Source organism: Streptomyces sp. NPDC007863 (assembly GCF_040633895.1).
GTDB lineage: Bacteria > Actinomycetota > Actinomycetes > Streptomycetales > Streptomycetaceae > Streptomyces.
This window is the reverse complement of record NZ_JBEYEI010000028.1, coordinates 59,708-77,808: the sequence shown is the minus strand read 5'-3', so window position 1 is coordinate 77,808 and position 18,101 is coordinate 59,708. Positions and strand designations below refer to the sequence as shown.

At 72.6% G+C, this 18,101-nt stretch carries 19 protein-coding genes and 1 pseudogene; 13 read left to right on the top strand and 7 right to left on the bottom strand.

What is annotated here, in order from left to right; all coding sequences use genetic code 11:
• The first annotated feature begins 55 nt into the window (after nt 1-55).
• Entirely contained in the window at nt 56-448 is a 393-nt protein-coding gene (locus ABZ621_RS33835) for a helix-turn-helix domain-containing protein (RefSeq protein WP_360610439.1), read from the top strand.
• On the opposite strand, the gene ABZ621_RS33830 is transcribed toward ABZ621_RS33835, so the two are convergent.
• The gene (locus tag ABZ621_RS33830) at nt 426-1,082 is read right to left on the bottom strand and encodes a DUF305 domain-containing protein (protein WP_360610437.1); all 657 of its coding nucleotides are present in this window, start codon (nt 1,080-1,082) and stop codon (nt 426-428) included. The genes ABZ621_RS33835 and ABZ621_RS33830 overlap by 23 nt on opposite strands.
• Nucleotides 1,083-1,266: 184 nt before the next feature.
• On the opposite strand from ABZ621_RS33830, the gene ABZ621_RS33825 reads away from it, so the two are divergent.
• A complete protein-coding gene (locus ABZ621_RS33825; RefSeq protein ID WP_360610460.1) occupies nt 1,267-2,784 on the top strand; it encodes a hypothetical protein in 1,518 nt (505 codons plus the stop codon).
• Nucleotides 2,785-2,794: 10 nt separating this feature from the next.
• Here ABZ621_RS33825 and ABZ621_RS33820 read toward each other — a convergent pair whose 3' ends face one another.
• The 4 genes from ABZ621_RS33820 to ABZ621_RS33805 form a co-directional block, all read right to left on the bottom strand.
• Nucleotides 2,795-3,412: a helix-turn-helix domain-containing protein gene (locus tag ABZ621_RS33820; RefSeq protein WP_360610435.1), complete on the bottom strand. Its 618-nt coding sequence runs from the start codon at nt 3,410-3,412 to the stop codon at nt 2,795-2,797.
• 132 nt (nt 3,413-3,544) lie between these two features.
• Nucleotides 3,545-4,222: a phosphatase PAP2 family protein gene (locus ABZ621_RS33815; protein ID WP_360610433.1), complete on the bottom strand. Its 678-nt coding sequence runs from the start codon at nt 4,220-4,222 to the stop codon at nt 3,545-3,547.
• Nucleotides 4,223-4,322: 100 nt separating this feature from the next.
• The gene (locus ABZ621_RS33810) at nt 4,323-5,267 is read right to left on the bottom strand and encodes a M56 family metallopeptidase (protein WP_360610432.1); all 945 of its coding nucleotides are present in this window, start codon (nt 5,265-5,267) and stop codon (nt 4,323-4,325) included.
• A 112-nt stretch (nt 5,268-5,379) separates the two neighbouring features.
• Nucleotides 5,380-5,970 (bottom strand): DUF5134 domain-containing protein, encoded by a 591-nt coding sequence (locus ABZ621_RS33805; protein WP_360610430.1) that lies wholly within the window; start codon nt 5,968-5,970, stop codon nt 5,380-5,382.
• A 165-nt stretch (nt 5,971-6,135) separates the two neighbouring features.
• Between ABZ621_RS33805 and ABZ621_RS33800 the strand changes: the two genes are divergently transcribed.
• The 6 genes and pseudogenes from ABZ621_RS33800 to ABZ621_RS33775 form a co-directional block, all read left to right on the top strand.
• A complete protein-coding gene (locus ABZ621_RS33800; protein WP_360610428.1) occupies nt 6,136-6,708 on the top strand; it encodes a GNAT family N-acetyltransferase in 573 nt (190 codons plus the stop codon).
• Between the two features lie 156 nt (nt 6,709-6,864).
• Complete coding sequence (locus ABZ621_RS33795; protein WP_360610426.1) at nt 6,865-8,262, top strand: DUF6421 family protein; 1,398 nt, start codon at nt 6,865-6,867, stop codon at nt 8,260-8,262.
• A 32-nt stretch (nt 8,263-8,294) separates the two neighbouring features.
• On the top strand, nt 8,295-9,053 hold the full coding sequence (locus tag ABZ621_RS33790; RefSeq protein WP_360610424.1) for an SDR family NAD(P)-dependent oxidoreductase: 759 nt from the start codon (nt 8,295-8,297) through the stop codon (nt 9,051-9,053).
• A complete protein-coding gene (locus ABZ621_RS33785) occupies nt 9,050-10,132 on the top strand; it encodes a low specificity L-threonine aldolase (RefSeq protein WP_360610458.1) in 1,083 nt (360 codons plus the stop codon). Before ABZ621_RS33790 ends, ABZ621_RS33785 begins: the two co-directional genes overlap by 4 nt.
• Before the next feature lie 77 nt (nt 10,133-10,209).
• Nucleotides 10,210-10,812 carry a transglutaminase family protein gene (locus tag ABZ621_RS33780; protein WP_360610423.1) on the top strand — a complete coding sequence of 201 codons (603 nt, stop codon included), beginning with the start codon at nt 10,210-10,212 and terminating at the stop codon, nt 10,810-10,812.
• Between the two features lie 99 nt (nt 10,813-10,911).
• Nucleotides 10,912-11,337 (top strand): annotated as a pseudogene (locus ABZ621_RS33775) (cytoplasmic protein); the annotation flags it as partial.
• Nucleotides 11,338-11,350: 13 nt separating this feature from the next.
• Here the strand turns inward: ABZ621_RS33775 and ABZ621_RS33770 are convergent.
• On the bottom strand, nt 11,351-12,076 hold the full coding sequence (locus ABZ621_RS33770; protein WP_360610421.1) for a lysophospholipid acyltransferase family protein: 726 nt from the start codon (nt 12,074-12,076) through the stop codon (nt 11,351-11,353).
• Between the two features lie 259 nt (nt 12,077-12,335).
• On the opposite strand from ABZ621_RS33770, the gene ABZ621_RS33765 reads away from it, so the two are divergent.
• The 5 genes from ABZ621_RS33765 (at nt 12,336) to ABZ621_RS33745 (ending at nt 16,898) form a co-directional block, all read left to right on the top strand.
• Nucleotides 12,336-12,662, top strand: a complete 327-nt coding sequence (locus tag ABZ621_RS33765; RefSeq protein WP_360610456.1) for a thioredoxin family protein — start codon at nt 12,336-12,338, stop codon at nt 12,660-12,662.
• 251 nt (nt 12,663-12,913) lie between these two features.
• Complete coding sequence (locus ABZ621_RS33760; protein ID WP_360610420.1) at nt 12,914-13,438, top strand: flavin reductase family protein; 525 nt, start codon at nt 12,914-12,916, stop codon at nt 13,436-13,438.
• A 198-nt stretch (nt 13,439-13,636) separates the two neighbouring features.
• A complete protein-coding gene (locus ABZ621_RS33755) occupies nt 13,637-14,422 on the top strand; it encodes an electron transfer flavoprotein subunit beta/FixA family protein (RefSeq protein ID WP_360610418.1) in 786 nt (261 codons plus the stop codon).
• 65 nt (nt 14,423-14,487) lie between these two features.
• Entirely contained in the window at nt 14,488-15,450 is a 963-nt protein-coding gene (locus tag ABZ621_RS33750) for an electron transfer flavoprotein subunit alpha/FixB family protein (RefSeq protein ID WP_360610416.1), read from the top strand.
• Nucleotides 15,451-15,605: 155 nt separating this feature from the next.
• On the top strand, nt 15,606-16,898 hold the full coding sequence (locus tag ABZ621_RS33745; RefSeq protein ID WP_360610415.1) for an aldolase/citrate lyase family protein: 1,293 nt from the start codon (nt 15,606-15,608) through the stop codon (nt 16,896-16,898).
• 6 nt (nt 16,899-16,904) lie between these two features.
• Here the strand turns inward: ABZ621_RS33745 and ABZ621_RS33740 are convergent, their stop codons facing one another.
• Nucleotides 16,905-17,948 (bottom strand): LacI family DNA-binding transcriptional regulator, encoded by a 1,044-nt coding sequence (locus tag ABZ621_RS33740; RefSeq protein WP_360610414.1) that lies wholly within the window; start codon nt 17,946-17,948, stop codon nt 16,905-16,907.
• Nucleotides 17,949-18,101: the final 153 nt, after the last annotated feature.

The following is an 18,101-nucleotide window of genomic DNA, read 5'->3' as shown; positions in this document are numbered from 1 at the left end:
CTCGTACAATGGAGACCGCCCGTACGACCCCTCCGGAGAAAGTGGAGCCGCCGCCATGACGACCCCCGCCAGCACCCGCCTCCTGGAGCACCCCGCGCGTGAGGAGATCCGCCTGGAGGCGGTCCTGCACGCGCTCTCCGACGCCGTGCGGCTGCGGATCGTCCGCGAACTGGCCGCCGCGGAGACCGAGCTGAGCTGCTCGTACTTCGTCCTCCCGGTCACCAAGTCGACCACCACGCACCACTTCCGGGTCCTGCGCGAGGCCGGCGTCATCCGGCAGGACTACCGCGGCACCGCCAAGCTCAACGGCCTGCGCCGCGACGACCTCGACGCCCTCTTCCCCGGCCTCCTCGACACCGTCCTGGCGGCGGCCGAGGCCCAGTCCGCCCGCCAGGACCCGGCCGGAGCGCCCGAGGGCGCGGGGCTCACAGCGACCGCATCCGGTTGATCTCGGCGGTCTGCTGGGCGATCACGTCGTTCGCCATCTCCTCCACCTGGATGTTGTTGCCCTGCCCGAGCACCTCGGCCGCCATCGTCACGGCGCCCTCGTGGTGGCGGATCATCAGCTCCAGGAACAGCGCGTCGAAGGCCGGGCCCTTCGCGCCCCGAAGCTCCGCCAGCCGGGCCTCGGTCGCCATGCCCGGCATCGCGTGATGGTCGTGGGCGCCCTGGTCACGCGGCCCGCCGTGCGCCGTCAGCCATCCCTCCATCGCGCCGATCTCCGGCTGCTGCGCCGCCGCGATCCGTTCGGCCACCTTCGCGACCTGGGGCGATCCGGCGCGGCTCGGGGCCAGCGCGGTCATCGTCAGGGCCTGCCGGTGGTGCACCACCATCATCTGGACGTACCGGAAGTCAGCGCCGTTCGGCCGCTCGTCGGGGAGCAGGCTCGCCGCCTCCTCCGGTGAGATCCGCCGGGCCGGCTCGCCGGGCTTGCCCGGCGCCACGACCGCGGCGGCCGTGCCGGTCGGCGTCGGCTCCGGCGCGGCGGCACCGGAGTCCGACTCGCAGGCGCCCAGGGCGAGTACGGCCAGCGCGGAGAGGGTCGCGGCGAGCGCGGCGCGCCGGCGGTGGCGGTTCAGCAACGGTGCCTCCTAGGGGTTTTGCGGACTCAGGGGCCGTTCCTAGCAGTTCTTTCCGGGGAGTCGCGCGGATTCCCTCATTACATCTGTGTTGCCATCTGTTGGGATGTGCACGCCAAGGAACATACTGCCGGGGTCCAGCACCGTTCAGCTTTGAACGGAAATCACGGAGGACGGAGTGACTTCGTTGCATACCCCGCAGAGTCCACGCTCCCGGATCAGACGCCTCGCCGCGGCCACCGCCGCGGCCGGCCTCCTGGCGGCGCTGCTCGTCGGCGGCACGGCCGCCGCCACCCCCGACCCCGGGGACGCCCCGGTCCAGGCGCCCGTGGGGGCCGCGCAGGCCGCCGAGGCGCGGTCGGCGATCGGGAGCGGTGCGATACCCGGCGTCGACGAGATCGTGAAGACCGACAACATCCAGCTCCTGGCGAACATCCCCAAGGACGCGCTCCAGGGCCTCAACACCGACCTCGCCTTCCAGGGCTCGTACGCCTTCGCGGGCAACTACGACGGCTTCCGGATCTTCGACATCAGCGACCCGAAGGCCCCGAAGAGCGTCGCCCAGGTGCTCTGCCCGGGGTCCCAGAACGACATCTCCGTCTCCGGGGACCTCCTCTTCCTCTCCACCGACTCCTCCCGCAGCGACGACTCCTGCGCCAGCACGACGCAGCCGGCGTCCGTCAAGGAGTCCTGGGAGGGCATGAAGATCTTCGACATCAGCGACGTCACGAACCCGAAGTACGTCGCCTCCGTCGAGACCGCCTGCGGCTCGCACACCCACACGCTCCTGCCGCAGCGCAAGGACGTGTACGTGTACGTCTCCTCCTACTCGCCCAACGTGGCCTTCCCCGACTGCCGGCCGCCGCACGACGGCATCTCCGTCATCAAGGTGCCCCGCGCGGCGCCGGAGCAGGCCCGCGTCGTGAACTTCCCCGTCCTCTTCCCCGGTGAGGGCCCCGACGGCGGCGGCAACCCGGGCGGTCCGACCAACCCGGGCGTCTCCAAGACCACCGGCTGCCACGACATCACCGTGCTGCCCGGCAAGGACCTCGCCGCCGGCGCGTGCATGGGCGACGGCATCCTCTTCGACGTCTCCGACCCCGAGCACCCGCGGGTCCTCGACCAGGTCCAGGACAACGTCAACTTCGCCTTCTGGCACTCCGCCACCTTCAACCAGAAGGCCGACAAGGTCGTCTTCACCGACGAGCTCGGCGGCGGCAGCGGCGCCACCTGCAACGCGGCCGTCGGCCCGAACCGCGGCGCCAACGGCATCTACGACATCACCGGCAAGGGGAAGAACCGCCAGCTGGTCTTCCGCAGCTACTTCAAGATCCCGCGCCACCAGGCCGACACCGAGAACTGCGTCGCCCACAACGGCTCGCTGATCCCGGTCAAGGGCAAGGACCTCATGGTCCAGGGCTGGTACCAGGGCGGCGTCTCGGTCTGGGACTTCACCGACTCCGCGCACCCGAAGGAGATCGGCTACTTCGACCGCGGCCCGGTCTCCGACACGGCCCTCACCATCGGCGGCTCGTGGTCCGCGTACTACTACAACGGCCACGTCTACTCGAACGAGATCGCCCGGGGCCTCGACGTCCTGAAGATCTCCGACCGCCGCACCGACCCCGCGCAGCGGATCCGGATGGACGAGCTCAACGTCCAGACCCAGCCGGACTACTTCGAGGACTTCGGCGACCGGGACTGACCCGGGAGGCTCAGAGCGCGCCGTCGGGCGGACCGCCGTCCGGCGGCGCGCCGCTCTCCCAGTCCAGGCCGTAGCGGTGGAACAGCTCCGCCCGCAGCCGGGCCATCGGCATCGGCGCCCCCGGCAGCAGCACCCCCACCACCGCCCCCATCAGCAGCGCCCGCAGCAGCGGATAGTCCCGGTCCACGTCCTCGGAGCCGTACCGCTCCACCGTGTCCCGCAGCAGGTGGGCGAGCCGCTGCTGCTCCTCGCAGCGCACGAAGCCCTCGGCCTGGAGGATCCCGGCCATGTGCGTGCGCATCAGCGTCGGACGGTCCACCGCGATCCCCAGGATCGCGTCGATCGCCCGGGCCAGCCGCTCCCGGCCGTCCTCGGTGCGCGGCGCGCGCTCCAGCGCCGCGGCGAGCGTGAGGTGCATCAGCCGGTGCACCGCGGACTGCAGCAACTGCCGTTTGCCGGGGAAGTAGTACGAGACCAGACCGCGTGCCACCCCGGCCTCCCGGGCGATGTCCCCGAGGGTGGTCGCCTCGTATCCGTGCCGCCCGACGAGCTCCACGGTGGCCGCCAGGATCCGCTCCCGGGAGCGTCGCCGAAGCTCTTCGTTGACCGATGGGCTACGCGGCGTCATGCTGGGCTCCTGCGTTGACTGGCTCGCGGCCAATATACTCAGCGTGGCTCGTCGTCCCGCCCCCGTGGCGTGACGGCGTGGAGGCCGCCTTTCCTGGGCGACACGGGGGATCGTCCAGGACGGGCGGCCTCGTCATGTCCCTTCCCCTCCATGGTCGCGCGGCTCGCGCGGTGGCCCGGGAAGCGGGCCTCCGCCGGGCCCGCGCCGGTACGCGACGACGGCGACGGCCACGCAGCACCACCCCATCAGCCAGCCGGCCAGCACGTCCGAGGGCCAGTGCACCCCGAGGTAGATCCGGGTCCAGCCGACCCCGAGCACCGACACCACCGCCAGACCCGCCGCCGCGCCCCAGCCGTGCCACGGCTCCCGCCCGACCAGTGCGAACACCCACAGCAGCAGCCCGCAGACCACCGCCGCCGTCATCGCGTGCCCCGACGGGAAGGCGGCGAACGACGCCGAGTCCACCGGATCCCGCCACACCGGCCGCTCCCGGTCGACCAGCGCCTTCACCCCCTGCTGCACCCCGGCCGCGGCCAGCACGGTCCCGACCACCCACAGCGCGAGGCGCCGGTGTCCGTACCGCACGAGGAGGAGCGCCACGGCCAGGGCCAGCGCCCGCAGCGTCCACGGGTCCCACACCCAGTCGCTCAGCACCCGGTTGACGCGGGTGAGGCCGGGACGGGCGAGGGCGTCGCGGTGCAGCGCCTCGTCGACCGAGCGGTCGAAGGCGAGCAGCGGGGCCCATTCGGCCGCCACGAGCACGAGCAGGACCAGGGCGAGCCCTCCGGAAACGATCGCGGAATTACGCATTCCTCGATCCTGCCCGACCACCGGCCGCGACCCGTTCCACGCGGCGCCCCGCGGGTCGCGGGTCCGGGTCCCGGTCGGAGCACTCCGCGCCGTCACGGGGTCAGCCCAGGGCGGCCAGGCCGGGGAAGAAGGCGACGAGCACCGGGACCGCGGGCACCAGGGCCGCCGTCGCCGTCAGGCGCAGGCGGTGGGCGGCGGGGAGCCGGGGGGTGGCGGTGAGGAGGCGGTCGACGCGCTGGGGGAGGCCGGCCTCGGGGCCGGTGCCGGGCGGGGCGGCGAACACCCCCCGCTCCTCGTTCAGTTCCACCAGCGCGAGCGCGACGGTGAGCCGTCCGAAGCGGCGCGAGGCCACGTCGTCGGCGGCGAGTTCGACCAGCCGGTGCATCTCCTCGCGGAAGGCGATGAAGACCGGGATGCCGGGGAAGCCGGTGGCGAGCGCTCCGGAGCAGTGGAGCAGCCAGTCGTGCCGGGCCCGGGCGTGCCCCTGCTCGTGGGCGAGCAGGGCGTCGAGCTGGCGGCCCTTCAGACGCCGCAGCGCGGCGGTGGTGACGACGAGCCGGGGCGTGGTGCCGGGCAGCCACCAGGCGTCGGGGCGCTTACCCTCCAGGACGACGAGCCGCCCGCCGTCCGGCTCCTCGCCGGGCAGCTGCGGGGCGCGGACCAGCAGGTCCTCGCGGCGCTTGCGGCGGCGGGTGCGGGCGAGCCCGATCTCGCGCCCCAGCATGGCGCCGGTCCACAGCCCGCCGGCCGCCAGGACCACGGCGAGCGCCGCCGACCAGGGGCCGCCGTCGGTGGAGAGTTCGTACGCGTCGAGGACCGCGCGCGGCGCGGGCGCGAAGACCTGGCCGCGCACGGCCTGCCAGGCGGCGGCCGCGCTGAAGGTCATCGAGAGCGCGAAGCTGACCAGGACCGTGGCCACCGCGCACTGCCACACCCAGAGCGCCACGACGGGTTCTCGCTCCGCCCAGTCGGCCCGGGCGAGCAGCCGGGGCGCGGTGAGCGCGGTCAGGACGCCGAGCAGGAGCAGCGCGAGGGAGACCCACATGGACGTCAGCCTATGAGGGGGGTGCTCCCCGGGGGTATGGCCTCACCCGGCAAGTGACGTACGCCACGGTTTCGCCGGCCGTGCGCCCGAACCCCCGCGCGGGACAAGGACCTCAGAGCGTGCAGAGCATCGCCAGCGTGGCGAGCCCCATCGACAGCCGGCAGGCGAGGGTGAGTTCCGGCCGGGTCGCCCAGCCGGACCGCACGGCCCCCGTCGGTCTGCCCACGCGCGCGTGGGGCCCGGCCGGGACGAGCCGGGCGCCGGAGCGGAGCACGTACACCGCGTAGTAGAGGAGCAGTCCACCGGTGAGCAGGGGTATCCCGCCGGCCGCCGCCCCCGCGCCGTGCGCCGCGTGCACCCCCTGCGCGCCGGCCGCCGCCGACGGGGCCATCGTGAGCGCCATGTAGACCATGGCGAGGGAGCCGACCGCGTGGTGCAGCCGGTGTGCGTCCCGGCGGGCCGCGACGAGGTCGGCCGCCGCCGCCGCGCCGAAGAGCGCCGCGTACACCGCCCAGCTCCAGGACGGCGGGGCGGGCACGGCGGGCGGCAGCGCCATCGCCGCCATCCCGAAGCCCATCACCGCCTCCGCGCGCGCCGCCCGGCGCTCCTCGCCCGCGCTGGCCCGGGTCCGCAGCGCGCAGTACGCCCCGACGGCCGCGCAGAGCGCGACGAGCAGCCACCCCGACAGGGCCGGTCCGTGCACGGCACACCCCCTCGACTCGTGCCCCGGGGAGGGACTGCCCGCCGTGGGGCGCGCGCACGCGGGCGCACAGGCGCGCACAGGCGTACGAAAGGGGGTGCGGCGGCGCGCGTTAGGCTCGGGACGACCGCGCACGTCGGTCACCGCGCCCGAGGGGAGCCCCGCACGATGGACACCGCCACGCCCGTTCCCGACACCGCCGCGAGCCTGGAGCCCGGCGCCCTCACCTTCCGGCGGGCGGTGCCCGACGACGTGCCCGTCGTGGTGCCGCTCGTCGAGTCGGCCTACCGGGGCGACGCGAGCCGGGCCGGGTGGACCACCGAGGCGGATCTCCTGGACGGGCAGCGGACCGACCCGGAGGGCGTGGCCGCCGTGATCGCCGCCCCGGGCAGCGTGCTGCTGCTCGTGGAGCGGGACGGCGACACCGTCGCCTGCTGCCAGCTGGAGCACCGCGGCGAGGCCGCCTACTTCGGCATGTTCGCGGTCCGGCCCGAGCTCCAGGGAGCCGGCCTGGGCAAGCGGATCATCGCGGAGGCCGAGCGGCGGGTGCGCGAGCTGTGGGACGCCCGCGAGATGCACATGACGGTGATCACCGCCCGGGAGGAGCTGATCGCCTGGTACGAGCGGCGCGGCTACCGGCGCACGGGCGAGACGAGCCCCTTCCCGTACGGCGACGAGCGCTTCGGTCTGCCCCGGCGCGACGACCTCCGCTTCGAGCTCCTGGTGAAGCCGCTGGTCTGATCCTTCCGCCGGAAGCATCCGTTCACCCCCCGGTCGACAGGAAAAAATGCGGTCGAGAGGGTGTCGTACGAGAGAATTTCTCTTGCTCCCCTTGCGGTCATGAGTCATGCGTGGATACGGTTCCTTTACGCAAGGTTCTCCTGTGGAGGAAGAGGCATGACGGAAATTCTTGTGCACGACGTGACCGGTGAGGGGATAGCCACCGCCCGCGTCATCGACCACCCTGCCTGGCCGGAGCTCAAGAACGCCGTGGAGGAGATCCGCGTCTGGCAGCGCCCCGACGGATCGGTCGACTTCGAGGCCGAGGGCGCGCCCGCGCGTTCCCTCGTCGAGCTGACCGTGGACCGTCTGGTGGCCGCCGTCGAGCAGCTCTCCCCGCTCGTGCCGCACGACGCCGAGTACCACCGCGCCCTCGTCGCCGACCTGCGCAAGTGGTCCGAGGGCGGCTTCGGCGTCCCGGACTTCCTGGACTCGCTGCTGTCCTTCCACCCGGCCTCCGGCCGCGCGGACGGGCTCCAGCACCTCGTGCTCTTCCCGATGTACACGCAGAACGGCAACCCGGACCGCAACTTCGAGGCCGTCGTCCTCCGCATGGTCTGGCCCGAGTGGCTTGCCGAGCTGGAGGCCACCCGCTACGACAACCCGGGCTACATCGGCATCAGCTTCGAGGACTTCACCGCCGGGTACGACACCAACTCGGCCGTCCTCTTCCCGGAGACCGTCGCCGTCCGCGAGGTCCCCGAGCGCTTCACCTGGGGCGGCATCTTCTGCGACCGCGAGGCCGCCCGCTTCCGCAAGGTCACCGAGGCCGCCGTCGACACCCTGGGCCTGAGGCTGCCCGCGGACATCGCCGCCATGCTCGACGACCAGAGCCGCTGCGAGCAGGCGTTCGCCCTGTGGGACCTGGTCCACGACCGTGCCCACAGCCGCGGCGACCTGCCCTTCGACCCCTTCATGATCAAGCAGCGCCAGCCGTTCTGGATGTACGGCCTGGAGGAGCTCCGCTGCGACCTCACCGCCTTCAAGGAGGCCGTGAAGCTGGAGGCCGAAGGCAACTCCCACGGGCGCGACGTGCAGTACGCCGTCCTCTTCGACCGGATGTTCCGCTTCCCCCTCACCGGCGACCGCAACCGCAACTACGACGGTCTGGGCGGCCAGCTCCTCTTCGCGTACCTCCACAAGAACGACGTGGTGCGCTGGACGGACAACGTCCTCACCATCGACTGGGACCGCGCCCCCGAGGTCACCAACCGCCTCTGCTCCGACATCGAGACCCTCTACCGCGACGGCATCGACCGTCCGAAGCTGGTCCACTGGATCAAGGCGTACGAGTTCGTCTCCGGCTACCTCGCCCCGCACCCGGGCTCCAAGTGGGCCAAGGGTCCCGACGCCCTGGACCTCACGCTCCCGCCGCGCAAGCTCGTCGACGACGTGCTTCCCGACGAGTTTCCGCTCAGCATGTTCTTCGAGGCCCTTTCCAAGAAGATGAAGGGCGTGATCGCCGACACCAAGGGGATCACCGCCGCGGACATGCCCGAGCGGGCCGCCGCGTGACCGACGGTACGGAGCACACGGAGGAGGCGTCCATGAACGCCAACGGAAACGGTGGACCTCTCGACGGGACGGTCATCGCGGTGGCCGGCGCGGCGGGACCCGCCGGCCGGGCGGCCCTGATCCGCCTCGCCGGCGCCGGCGCGACCGTGGTCGCCGCCGACGCCGACCCGGCCCGGCTCGCCGAGGCCGTCGAGGCGGCCCGCGAGGTGCACGGCGCCAAGGTCGTCGGCGACACCGTGGACCTCCTCGACCTCGATGCCACGCGCACCTGGGCCGACAAGACGGAGAAGGAGTTCGGCCGCGTCGACGGTCTCGTCCACCTCGTGGGCGGCTGGCGCGGCAGCTCCTCCTTCACCGAGACCGACCTCAAGGACTGGGACTTCCTGGAGAAGCTCCTGATCCGCACGGTCCAGCACACCTCCCTCGCCTTCCACGACGCCCTGCTCCGCGGCGGCGGCCGGGGCCGCTACGCCCTGATCAGCCAGGTCGGCGCCCACAAGCCGCAGGCCAACAACGCCGCGTACAACGCCGGCAAGGCCGCGGCCGAGGCCTGGACGCTCGCCATGGCGGACTCCTTCCGCAAGCTGGGGGGTGAGGACGGTCCCCAGGCGGCGGCTGCCATCCTGGTGATCAAGGCATTGGTGCACGACGCGATGCGCGCCGAACGCCCCAACGCGAAGTTCGCGGGCTTCACCGACGTCAAGGACCTGGCCGACGAGATCGCCGGCCTGTGGGACCGGCCCGCCCAGGAAGTGAATGGACAGCGCCTGTGGCTGACCCCCGCACCGTGACCGCCGCCCTCGGGCACCGGACCGACGCCCGTCGTCACCACGACCCGTCGGTCCGGGGCTTCGCGAGCGACAACTACGCCGGCGTCCACCCCGAGATCCTCGCCGCGATCGCCCTCGCCAACGACGGCCACCAGGTCGCCTACGGCGAGGACGAGTACACCGACCACCTCCAGCGGATCGTGCACAGCCACTTCGGCCCGCTCGCGGAGGCCTTCCCGGTCTTCAACGGCACCGGGTCGAACGTGACCGCCCTCCAGGCGCTCACCGACCGCTGGGGCGCCGTGATCTGCGCCGAGACCGCCCACATCAACGTGGACGAGGGCGGCGCGCCGGAGCGCATGGGCGGCCTCAAGCTGCTCACCGTGCCCACCCCGGACGGCAAGCTCACCCCCGAGCTGATCGACCGGCAGGCCTGGGGCTGGGAGGACGAGCACCGGGCGATGCCCCAGGTCGTCTCGATCACCCAGAACACCGAGCTGGGCACCGTCTACACCGTGGACGAGATCCGCGCCATCGTCGAGCACGCCCACTCCAAGGGCATGAAGGTTCACCTCGACGGCGCCCGGATAGCCAACGCGGCCGCCTCCCTGGACGTGCCGATGCGCGCCTTCACCAACGCGGTGGGCGTCGACGTCGTCTCGTACGGCGGCACGAAGAACGGCATGCTCTTCGGCGAGGCCGTGATCGTCCTCAACCCGGACGCGGTCAGCCACATGAAGCACCTGCGCAAGCTGTCCATGCAGCTCGCGTCCAAGATGCGCTTCCTGTCGGTGCAGCTGGAAGCGCTGCTCGCCAAGGACCTGTGGCTGCGCAACGCCCGGCAGGCCAACGCGATGGCCCGCCGCCTCGCGGACGGCGTGCGCGCCCTGGACGGGGTGGAGATCCTCTACCCGGTGCAGGCCAACGCGGTCTTCGCGCGCCTCCCGCACGAGGTCAGCCGCCGGCTCCAGAAGCGGTTCCGCTTCTACTTCTGGGACGAGCAGGCGGGCGACGTGCGCTGGATGTGCTCCTTCGACACCACGGAGGACGACGTCGACGCCTTCCTCCAGGCCCTGAAGGAAGAGCTGGCCCGCCAGTAGGGTCTCAATCTGAATAGATATGCGGTCGAGTGGAAAATGATTGACTCCGCTCGGCCGCATACCTATGCTCGCGGATCATGGAGCTGAAGCAGCAGCACGCCGATATCGCCGTGTACCTGGCCGTCGGCGAGGCCGTCAACCATGATCACCCACTCGTCCGCGCCACTGCGGACCGCATCGCCGTCGATCATGTCGACGCATACTCATACGCCAAGGCCGCCTTCGAGTTCGTCCGCGACACCATCCCGCACTCCCAGGATTCCGGGGACGTGCGCGTCACCTGGCGCGCCTCCGACGTCCTGGAGCAGGGCACCGGCATCTGCTACGCCAAGTCCGTCGCGTACGCCGCGCTCCTGCGGGCCCGGGGCATCCCCGCGGCCCTCTGCTACCAGCGCCTCGCCGAGGACGACGGTTCGAACCCGGTGATCCACGGGCTGGCCGCCGTGCTGTTGCCCGGTGAGGAGCGGTGGGCGCGGCAGGACGTGCGCGGGAACGTCCCGCCCGGCGTGGACGCCCAGTTCTCGGTCGGGGAGGAGCGGTTGGCCTGGGCCGCACGCCCGGAGGTGAATGAAGTGGACTATCCGGTGCTCTATGCCGAACCGCATCCGGTCGTTCTCCGCGCGCTCCAGGCCGCGACCGACCGGCCCCACCTGTGGCGGACCCTCCCCACGGACCTGTGATCACGGACCTGTGACCTTTCGGCGGCAAGGAACGGTGACCACGACCCTGACGCTCACCGTCTCCTTCGGCCGGGGGGACCCCCATCTCGCTTCGCTCGCGCCGCCTGGCGCGCCGCGTACACCGCCTTCGGCGCCAAGCCCTCCCGCACCCGCAACTCGGCGGAGGCGCTCGCCCGCCGGGCGCTCGCGGACGGCGGACTGCCCCGGATCGACCGGCTCGTCGACGCCTACGACGCGATCGGCGTCGCCCACCTCGTCCCCGCCGGCGGCGAGGAGGCCGTGGAGCACCCCGAGCCGGGCGAGATCGTCTGGTGCGACGAGCGGGGCGTCACCTGCCGCCGCCGGAACTGGCGCCAGCGGCCGCGCACCCGCATCGACGACGACACCACCGACGCCCTCTTCCTCCTGGAATCCCTGGAGACCATGACCCGCGAGGAACTCCTCGCGGCCGGCCGGGAGCTCGCCGAGGCGCTGGAGAAGGTGAGCCCCGGGGCGCGGATCACCGTGCGCGACCCCCCGGGGTGAGGTACGTCCGGGACTACTTCCCGGCGGCCTTCAGCTGCTCCGGGGTCGGCGCCGTGCCGCCCAGGTGCGCGGGGATCCACCAGGTGTCCGTGGCGTCCTTCGGGCGCACCGGGTAGGCGCGCTGCGCGGCCTCCAGGAGCTCCTGGACGCGGTCGCGCAGCCGGCGCGTGATCGCGCCCGCGAACTGGTCGGCGGGGGCCTCCATCGGCTCGCCGACCCGGATCGTCACCGGGATGTGCGCCCGCTTGAAGTTCCGCGGCCGGCCCTTCGTCCAGATCCGCTGGGTGCCCCACAGGGCCATGGGGATCAGCGGCACCCCGGCCTCCTGCGCGAGCCGGGCGGCGCCCGACTTGAAGCTCTTCAGCGTGAACGACTCCGAGATGGTCGCCTCGGGGAAGACGCCGACGATCTCGCCCGCCCGCAGCGACTCCAGGGCGTGCTTGTACGCGTGCTCGCCCTGGGAGCGGTCCACCGGGATGTGCTTCATCGCCCGCATCAGCGGCCCGGAGACCTTGTGGCGGAAGACGGACTCCTTCGCCATGAAGCGCACGAGACGCTTCTGCGGCAGCGCGGCCAGGCCGTCGAAGATGAAGTCCAGGTAGCTGATGTGGTTGCTGACCAGGACGGCACCGCCGGTCCGCGGGATGTGCTCCGAACCCTGTGTGTCGATCTTGAGGTCGAGCGCCTTGAACATGGTGAGCGCGGCGCCGACCACCGGTCGGTACACGAGTTCTGCCATGGGAGAGATACCCCTTCGTCCATGCCTGTGGGAGGGCTCTCCCGGCGAAGTTACGCGGCCGTAGGTTTTCGGCTTTGGGCAGATCGTGCCCCATGTGGGCCGCCGTGACCAGTCCAGGCGGCTTCGTACGGGGAGATTCTCGTCACTCGCGGTGGTCGTGGCGGGAATCGTTCGGCCCCGTGCGACGCTGCACGGGGAGAAGGACGCGGAAACGGCGGAGAAGGATGACGGGGGCGAGGGCGTGACGGGGGACCAGGGGATGACGGTGGCGACGACCGGAAGGCTCGGATCGGACCGGCTCGGCGGCGCGGAGCTGGGGGAGCGGGCGACCCTGGTCCAGTTCTCCAGCGCCTTCTGCCAGCCCTGCCGGGCGACCCGCCGGGTGCTCGACGAGGTGGCGGCCATGGTGCCGGGCGTGGCGCACGTGGAGATCGACGCCGAGGAGCACCTCGGGCTCGTCCGCGACCTCGGGGTGACCCGTACTCCCACCGTCCTCGTCCTCGACGCGGCCGGCGTGATCGTGCGCCGGGCCACCGGGCAGCCCCGCAAGGCGGACGTCATCGCCGCCCTCGGTCACGCACTGTGAGCCCCCCCGGCCCGCCGGCCCTCCCGCACCCCGGCCCGACTCCCCGCCTTCTGACGCGGTGACACATCTCCCACATCGCGGTACGCACTTGACCTGGGCCGTCACTCGTCGTCACCCTGACGGAGTGACCGGTGACCTCCTTCTCTACGGCCGGGCCGACGTGGACCTGGGCCGCCACGCGAGCGCGCGCTGTCCGGGCCTCTGACGCCCCCGGACCCCGCTCCACGCCGCCCCGCACGAAGGACGACTCCATGACGGTCTCGCCCGAGCTCCGCGCCGTTCCCGCGCTCGGCGCTCCCCGCTCCGCCTCGCCCGACCTGCTGCGCTCCGTCTTCCGCCGGCACGCCGCCGGCGTCGCCGTGATCACCGCGCACGGCGAGCGCCCCGTCGGCTTCACCGCCACCTCGCTCAACTCCGTCGCCGCCGACCCGCCGCTGATCTCCTTCGGCGTGGGCACCGGCTCCTCCAGCTGGCCCGTGCTCGCCGAGGCGGAGCACATCGGGGTGCACATCCTCGGGGAGCACCAGGAGGAGCTGGCGGCCACCTTCGCGCGCAGCGGCGCCGACCGGTTCGCCGCGCCCACGCGCTGGAGCCGGGGGCCCGAGGGCGTGCCCGTGCTCGACGGCGTACAGGCCTGGCTGGTCTGCCGGGTGGTGGCCCGGGTGCCCGCCGGCGACCACCGGATCGTCATAGCCGAGGCCGTCGCGGGGGACCCCGGTGGCGACGGCCGTCCGCTCCTGTACCACCAGGGCCGCTTCAACGCCCTGCGCGACTGAGAGTTCCCGCGCCGGCCGCGTCGCGCGCGTTGGGCAGATCACAGTGCTGAGCGCTTGCTTACTGGTCACGAACTGGGTGTACTGACGAGTAATATCTGGTCGAGGCGTCCGGCGCCCCGGCCGGAAACCCGCCCTTCAGGCGCCTATGCTGCGAGCAACAAGGCAGCCCAGTTATGACGATGCAGTAGGAGAGCCGGCGTGAGCTTGAGGATCGTTGTCTGTGTGAAGTACGTGCCGGACGCCACTGGCGACCGGAAGTTCGCCGACGACCTGACGGTCGACCGCGAGGACGTCGACGGTCTCCTGTCGGAGCTCGACGAGTACGCGGTCGAGCAGGCGCTGCAGATCGCCGAGGAGGCGGACGACGCCGAGGTGACCGTCCTCACCGTCGGCCCCGAGGACGCGCGCGACGCGCTCCGCAAGGCGCTGTCGATGGGCGCCGACAAGGCCGTCCACGTCGACGACGAGTCCATCCACGGCTCCGACGTCATGGCCACCTCGCTGGTGCTCGCCAAGGCGATCGAGAAGACCGGCTACGACCTGGTCATCGCCGGCATGGCCTCCACCGACGGCACCATGGGTGTCCTCCCGGCGATCCTGGCCGAGCGCCTGGGCGTCCCGCAGGTCACCCTGCTCTCCGAGGTCAAGGTCGAGGACGGCAAGGTCACCGGCCGTCGTGACGGCGACACCGCCTCCGAGCAGCTGGAGGCCTCCCTCCCGGCCGTCGTCTCCGTGACGGACCAGTCGGGCGAGGCGCGCTACCCGTCCTTCAAGGGCATCATGGCCGCCAAGAAGAAGCCGGTCGAGGAGCTGGAGCTCGACGACCTGGACATCGACGAGGGCGAGGTCGGCCTGGAGGGCTCCTGGACCGCCGTCGACTCCGCCGACGAGCGTCCGGCGCGCACCGCGGGCACGATCGTCAAGGACGAGGGCGAGGGCGGCAAGCAGCTCGCCGAGTACCTCGCGAGCCAGAAGTTCATCTAAGGCTCCCGCGAGCCGCGCTGTCCCCTCAGGCCGTCCCCTTTTCGTTCGCAGGAGATTGAAGTCCCATGGCTGAGATTCTCGTCTACGTCGACCACGTCGACGGAGCCGTCCGCAAGCCCACCCTGGAGCTGCTGACCCTCGCCCGCCGCATCGGCGAGCCGGTCGCCGTCGCCCTCGGCAACGGCGCCGCCGACACCGCCGCCGTCCTCGGCGAGCACGGCGCCGTCCGCGTCCTGACCGCCGACGCCCCCGAGTTCTCCGAGTACCTCGTCGTCCCGAAGGTCGAGGCCCTCCAGGCCGCGTACGACGCCGTCTCCCCGGCCGCCGTGCTCGTCCCGTCCTCCGCCGAGAACAAGGAGATCGCGGCCCGCCTCGCGGTCCGCATCGGCTCCGGCATCATCACCGACGCCATCGACCTGGAGGCCGGTGACGAGGGTCCGGTCGCGACGCAGTCCGCGTTCGCCGCCTCCTTCACCACCAAGTCCCGCGTCTCCAAGGGCACCCCGGTCATCACGGTCAAGCCGAACTCGGCCCCGGTCGAGGCCGCCCCGGCCGCCGGCGCCGTCGAGGCCCTGGCCGTCTCCTTCTCGGAGAAGGCCCACGGCACCAAGGTCACCGCCCGCACCGCGCGCGAGTCGACCGGCCGCCCGGAGCTGACCGAGGCCGCGATCGTGGTCTCCGGTGGCCGTGGCGTCAACGGCGCCGAGAACTTCGCGGTCATCGAGGCCCTCGCCGACTCGCTCGGCGCGGCCGTCGGCGCCTCCCGCGCCGCCGTCGACGCCGGCTGGTACCCGCACTCCAACCAGGTCGGCCAGACCGGCAAGTCGGTCTCCCCGCAGCTGTACATCGCGGCGGGCATCTCCGGCGCGATCCAGCACCGCGCCGGCATGCAGACCTCGAAGACCATCGTCGCCATCAACAAGGACGCCGAGGCTCCGATCTTCGACCTCGTCGACTACGGCGTGGTGGGCGACCTCTTCGACGTCGTCCCGGTCCTGACCCAGGAGGTCCAGGCCCGCAAGGGCTGACGACCAGCGCTTCCGCAGGTCCAGGGGGCCGCACGGCGAGTTTCGCCGTGCGGCCCCCGGCCGTTTCGGACAACCATTGACGCAGGTCCGACGGCCTACTAACTTCGCTATACGGATTGTTGATTCCGTGAAGCGGAAAACAGGAGGGATCAGGGATGGGTCAGCAGGAGAAGGTGTCGACGAGCCTCGCGGGCGCGGTCAGCGAGGGCATCAGCGCCTCCCTCGCCGCGGTGGACGCCGAGCTCGACCGCCGCTACCCGGGCGACCCCGGCACCCGCCAGCCCGTCCACACCGTCTACGTCCCCGGCAACGTCTTCGACGCCGGCACCATCCGCTCCTGGGGCGACCAGGCCCTCGCCGCGCTCGACGAGCACGCCCCCGACGCGGCCTCCTTCGCCGCCGTCCTCGGCCTCTCCGACGCGCTCGCGGAGGACGTGTACGGCCGCGTCCGCGCCAAGCTGGAGCGCGAGCCCGTCGAGGACCTCCGCGTCGACTTCGAGGACGGCTACGCGGGCGCCGACGAGGACCAGGACGCCGCCCGCGCCGCCCGCCTGATCAACGAGGCGTACGCCGACGGCACGGCCGCCCCCTACATGGGCATCCGGATGAAGTGCATGGAGGCCGCCGTCCGCGACCGCGGCATCCGCACCACCGACGTCTTCCTCACCGGCCTCCTGGAGAGCGGCGGTCTGCCCGACGGCCTCGTGCTCACCCTCCCGAAGGTCACCTACCCCGAGCAGGTCACCGCCTTCGTCCGCCTCCTGGAGGCCTTCGAGAGGGCCCACGGCCTCGACGCCGGCCGCCTCGGCTTCGAGATCCAGATCGAGACCAGCCAGTCCATCCTCGCCGCCGACGGCACCGCAGCCGTCGCCCGCATGATCGACGCCGCCGAGGGCCGCGCCACCGGCCTCCACTACGGCACCTTCGACTACAGCGCCTGCCTCGGCGTCTCCGCCGCCTACCAGGCCAGCGACCACCCGGCCGCCGACCACGCCAAGGCGATCATGCAGGTCGCCGCCGCCGGCACCGGCGTACGCGTCTCCGACGGCTCCACCAACGTCCTCCCGGTCGGCTCCACCGCCCACGTCCACGAGGCGTGGAAGCTGCACTACGGCCTCACCCGCCGCGCCCTGGCCCGCGCCTACTACCAGGGCTGGGACATGCACCCGGGCCACATCCCCACCCGCTACGCCGCCGTCTTCGCCTTCTACCGCGAGGGCTTCGAGACCGCCGCCAAGCGCCTCTCCGCCTACGCCAACCACGCCGGCGGCGACGTCATGGACGAGCCCGCCACCGCCAAGGCGCTCTCCTCCTACCTGCTGCGCGGCCTCCAGTGCGGCGCCCTCGACACCGCCGAGGTCGACGCCCTGACCGGCATGACCCGCGCCGACGTGGAGCGCTTCGCCGCCCCGCGCCGCGGCGACCTCACGGCCAGCGCCGAGCGCTGACCCCGCTCAGCCGGACACCGGCGGCGGGACCTCGCCCGATCCCCGGGCGAGGAGCCGCGTCCCGATGACGACCCGGCGGGGCGCCTCGGCGGGCCCGTCGAGCCGCCGGAAGAGCAGCTCGGCCGCCGTCCGGCCGAGCGCGGCCGGATCCTGGGCGATCACCGTGACGCCCAGGACGTCGCCGAGCTCGACGTCGTCGAAGCCGACGAGCGCCACCGGGTGCGCGCCGGCGGCCCGTCCGGCGAGCACCCGCACGGCGGTGACGGTGACCCGGTTGTTGCCCGCGAAGAGCGCCGTCACCGGCTCGGGGCCGGACAGCATCGCGGCGAGCGCCGCCGCCACCCGCTCCGGATCCGTGGACCCCGGCGCCACCCACCGCTCGTCGACCGGCAGCCCCGCGTCCTCCATCGCCGCCCGGTAGCCGCGCAGCCGCTCCGCCGCCGTGTGGATCCGCGGCCGGTCGCCGACGAAGCCGATCCGCCGGTGCCCGTGGGCGATCAGATGCGCCACGCCCTCCCGGGCCCCGCCGAAGCCGTCCGAGAGGACGGCGTCCGCGTCGATGAGCCCGGCCGGGCGGTCGGCGAAGACCGTGGCCACGCCCGCCCGCATCTCCGGCTCCAGATACCGGTGGTCGTCCCCGGCCGGGATCACGATCAGCCCGTCGACCCGGCGCGCGCAGAGCGTCAGCGCCAGCTCCTGCTCGCGCCCGGGGTCGGCCGCGCTGGAGCCGTTGATCAGCAGCGTGCCGTGGGCCCGCGCCACCTCCTCCACGGCGCGGCTGAGCTGCCCGTAGAACGGGTCGGCGAGATCCTCCAGGACCAGCCCGACGGTCGCCGTCCGCCCCTTCCGCAGCACCCGTGCGCTGTCGTTGCGGCGGAAGCCGAGCGCGTCGATGGCCTCGCGGACCCGCCCCTCGGTCTCCGGGGTGACCCCCGGCTCGCCGTTCACGACCCGGGAGACCGTCTTCAGGCCGACGCCCGCCCGGGCGGCGACGTCCTTCATGGTGGGCCGGTTGCCGTAACGGGGCTCGGGGCGGGTGGTCTCGGCCACGGTGCGGGAATCCTCCTCGGTGGGGCCACCGGCGGGCGCGGCCACCGGCGGTTCATGCGCTCCCGACCGAGCATAGATCCTCGAAAACCCTGCCGATCCAGGGCTTTCGGGTACGGGCCCGAGGCCGTCGCACGACCCCGTGAGAACCTGATG

Coding starts and splice junctions, on each gene's coding strand:
- ABZ621_RS33815 (WP_360610433.1), bottom strand. CDS start 4,222: ATGCGTAATTCCGCGATCGTTTCCGGAGGGCTCGCCCTGGTCCTGCTC.
- ABZ621_RS33760 (WP_360610420.1), top strand. CDS start 12,914: ATGACGGTCTCGCCCGAGCTCCGCGCCGTTCCCGCGCTCGGCGCTCCC.
- ABZ621_RS33835 (WP_360610439.1), top strand. CDS start 56: ATGACGACCCCCGCCAGCACCCGCCTCCTGGAGCACCCCGCGCGTGAG.
- ABZ621_RS33795 (WP_360610426.1), top strand. CDS start 6,865: ATGACGGAAATTCTTGTGCACGACGTGACCGGTGAGGGGATAGCCACC.
- ABZ621_RS33820 (WP_360610435.1), bottom strand. CDS start 3,412: ATGACGCCGCGTAGCCCATCGGTCAACGAAGAGCTTCGGCGACGCTCC.
- ABZ621_RS33780 (WP_360610423.1), top strand. CDS start 10,210: ATGGAGCTGAAGCAGCAGCACGCCGATATCGCCGTGTACCTGGCCGTC.
- ABZ621_RS33745 (WP_360610415.1), top strand. CDS start 15,606: ATGGGTCAGCAGGAGAAGGTGTCGACGAGCCTCGCGGGCGCGGTCAGC.
- ABZ621_RS33810 (WP_360610432.1), bottom strand. CDS start 5,267: ATGTGGGTCTCCCTCGCGCTGCTCCTGCTCGGCGTCCTGACCGCGCTC.
- ABZ621_RS33790 (WP_360610424.1), top strand. CDS start 8,295: ATGAACGCCAACGGAAACGGTGGACCTCTCGACGGGACGGTCATCGCG.
- ABZ621_RS33750 (WP_360610416.1), top strand. CDS start 14,488: ATGGCTGAGATTCTCGTCTACGTCGACCACGTCGACGGAGCCGTCCGC.
- ABZ621_RS33765 (WP_360610456.1), top strand. CDS start 12,336: ATGACGGTGGCGACGACCGGAAGGCTCGGATCGGACCGGCTCGGCGGC.
- ABZ621_RS33800 (WP_360610428.1), top strand. CDS start 6,136: ATGGACACCGCCACGCCCGTTCCCGACACCGCCGCGAGCCTGGAGCCC.
- ABZ621_RS33770 (WP_360610421.1), bottom strand. CDS start 12,076: ATGGCAGAACTCGTGTACCGACCGGTGGTCGGCGCCGCGCTCACCATG.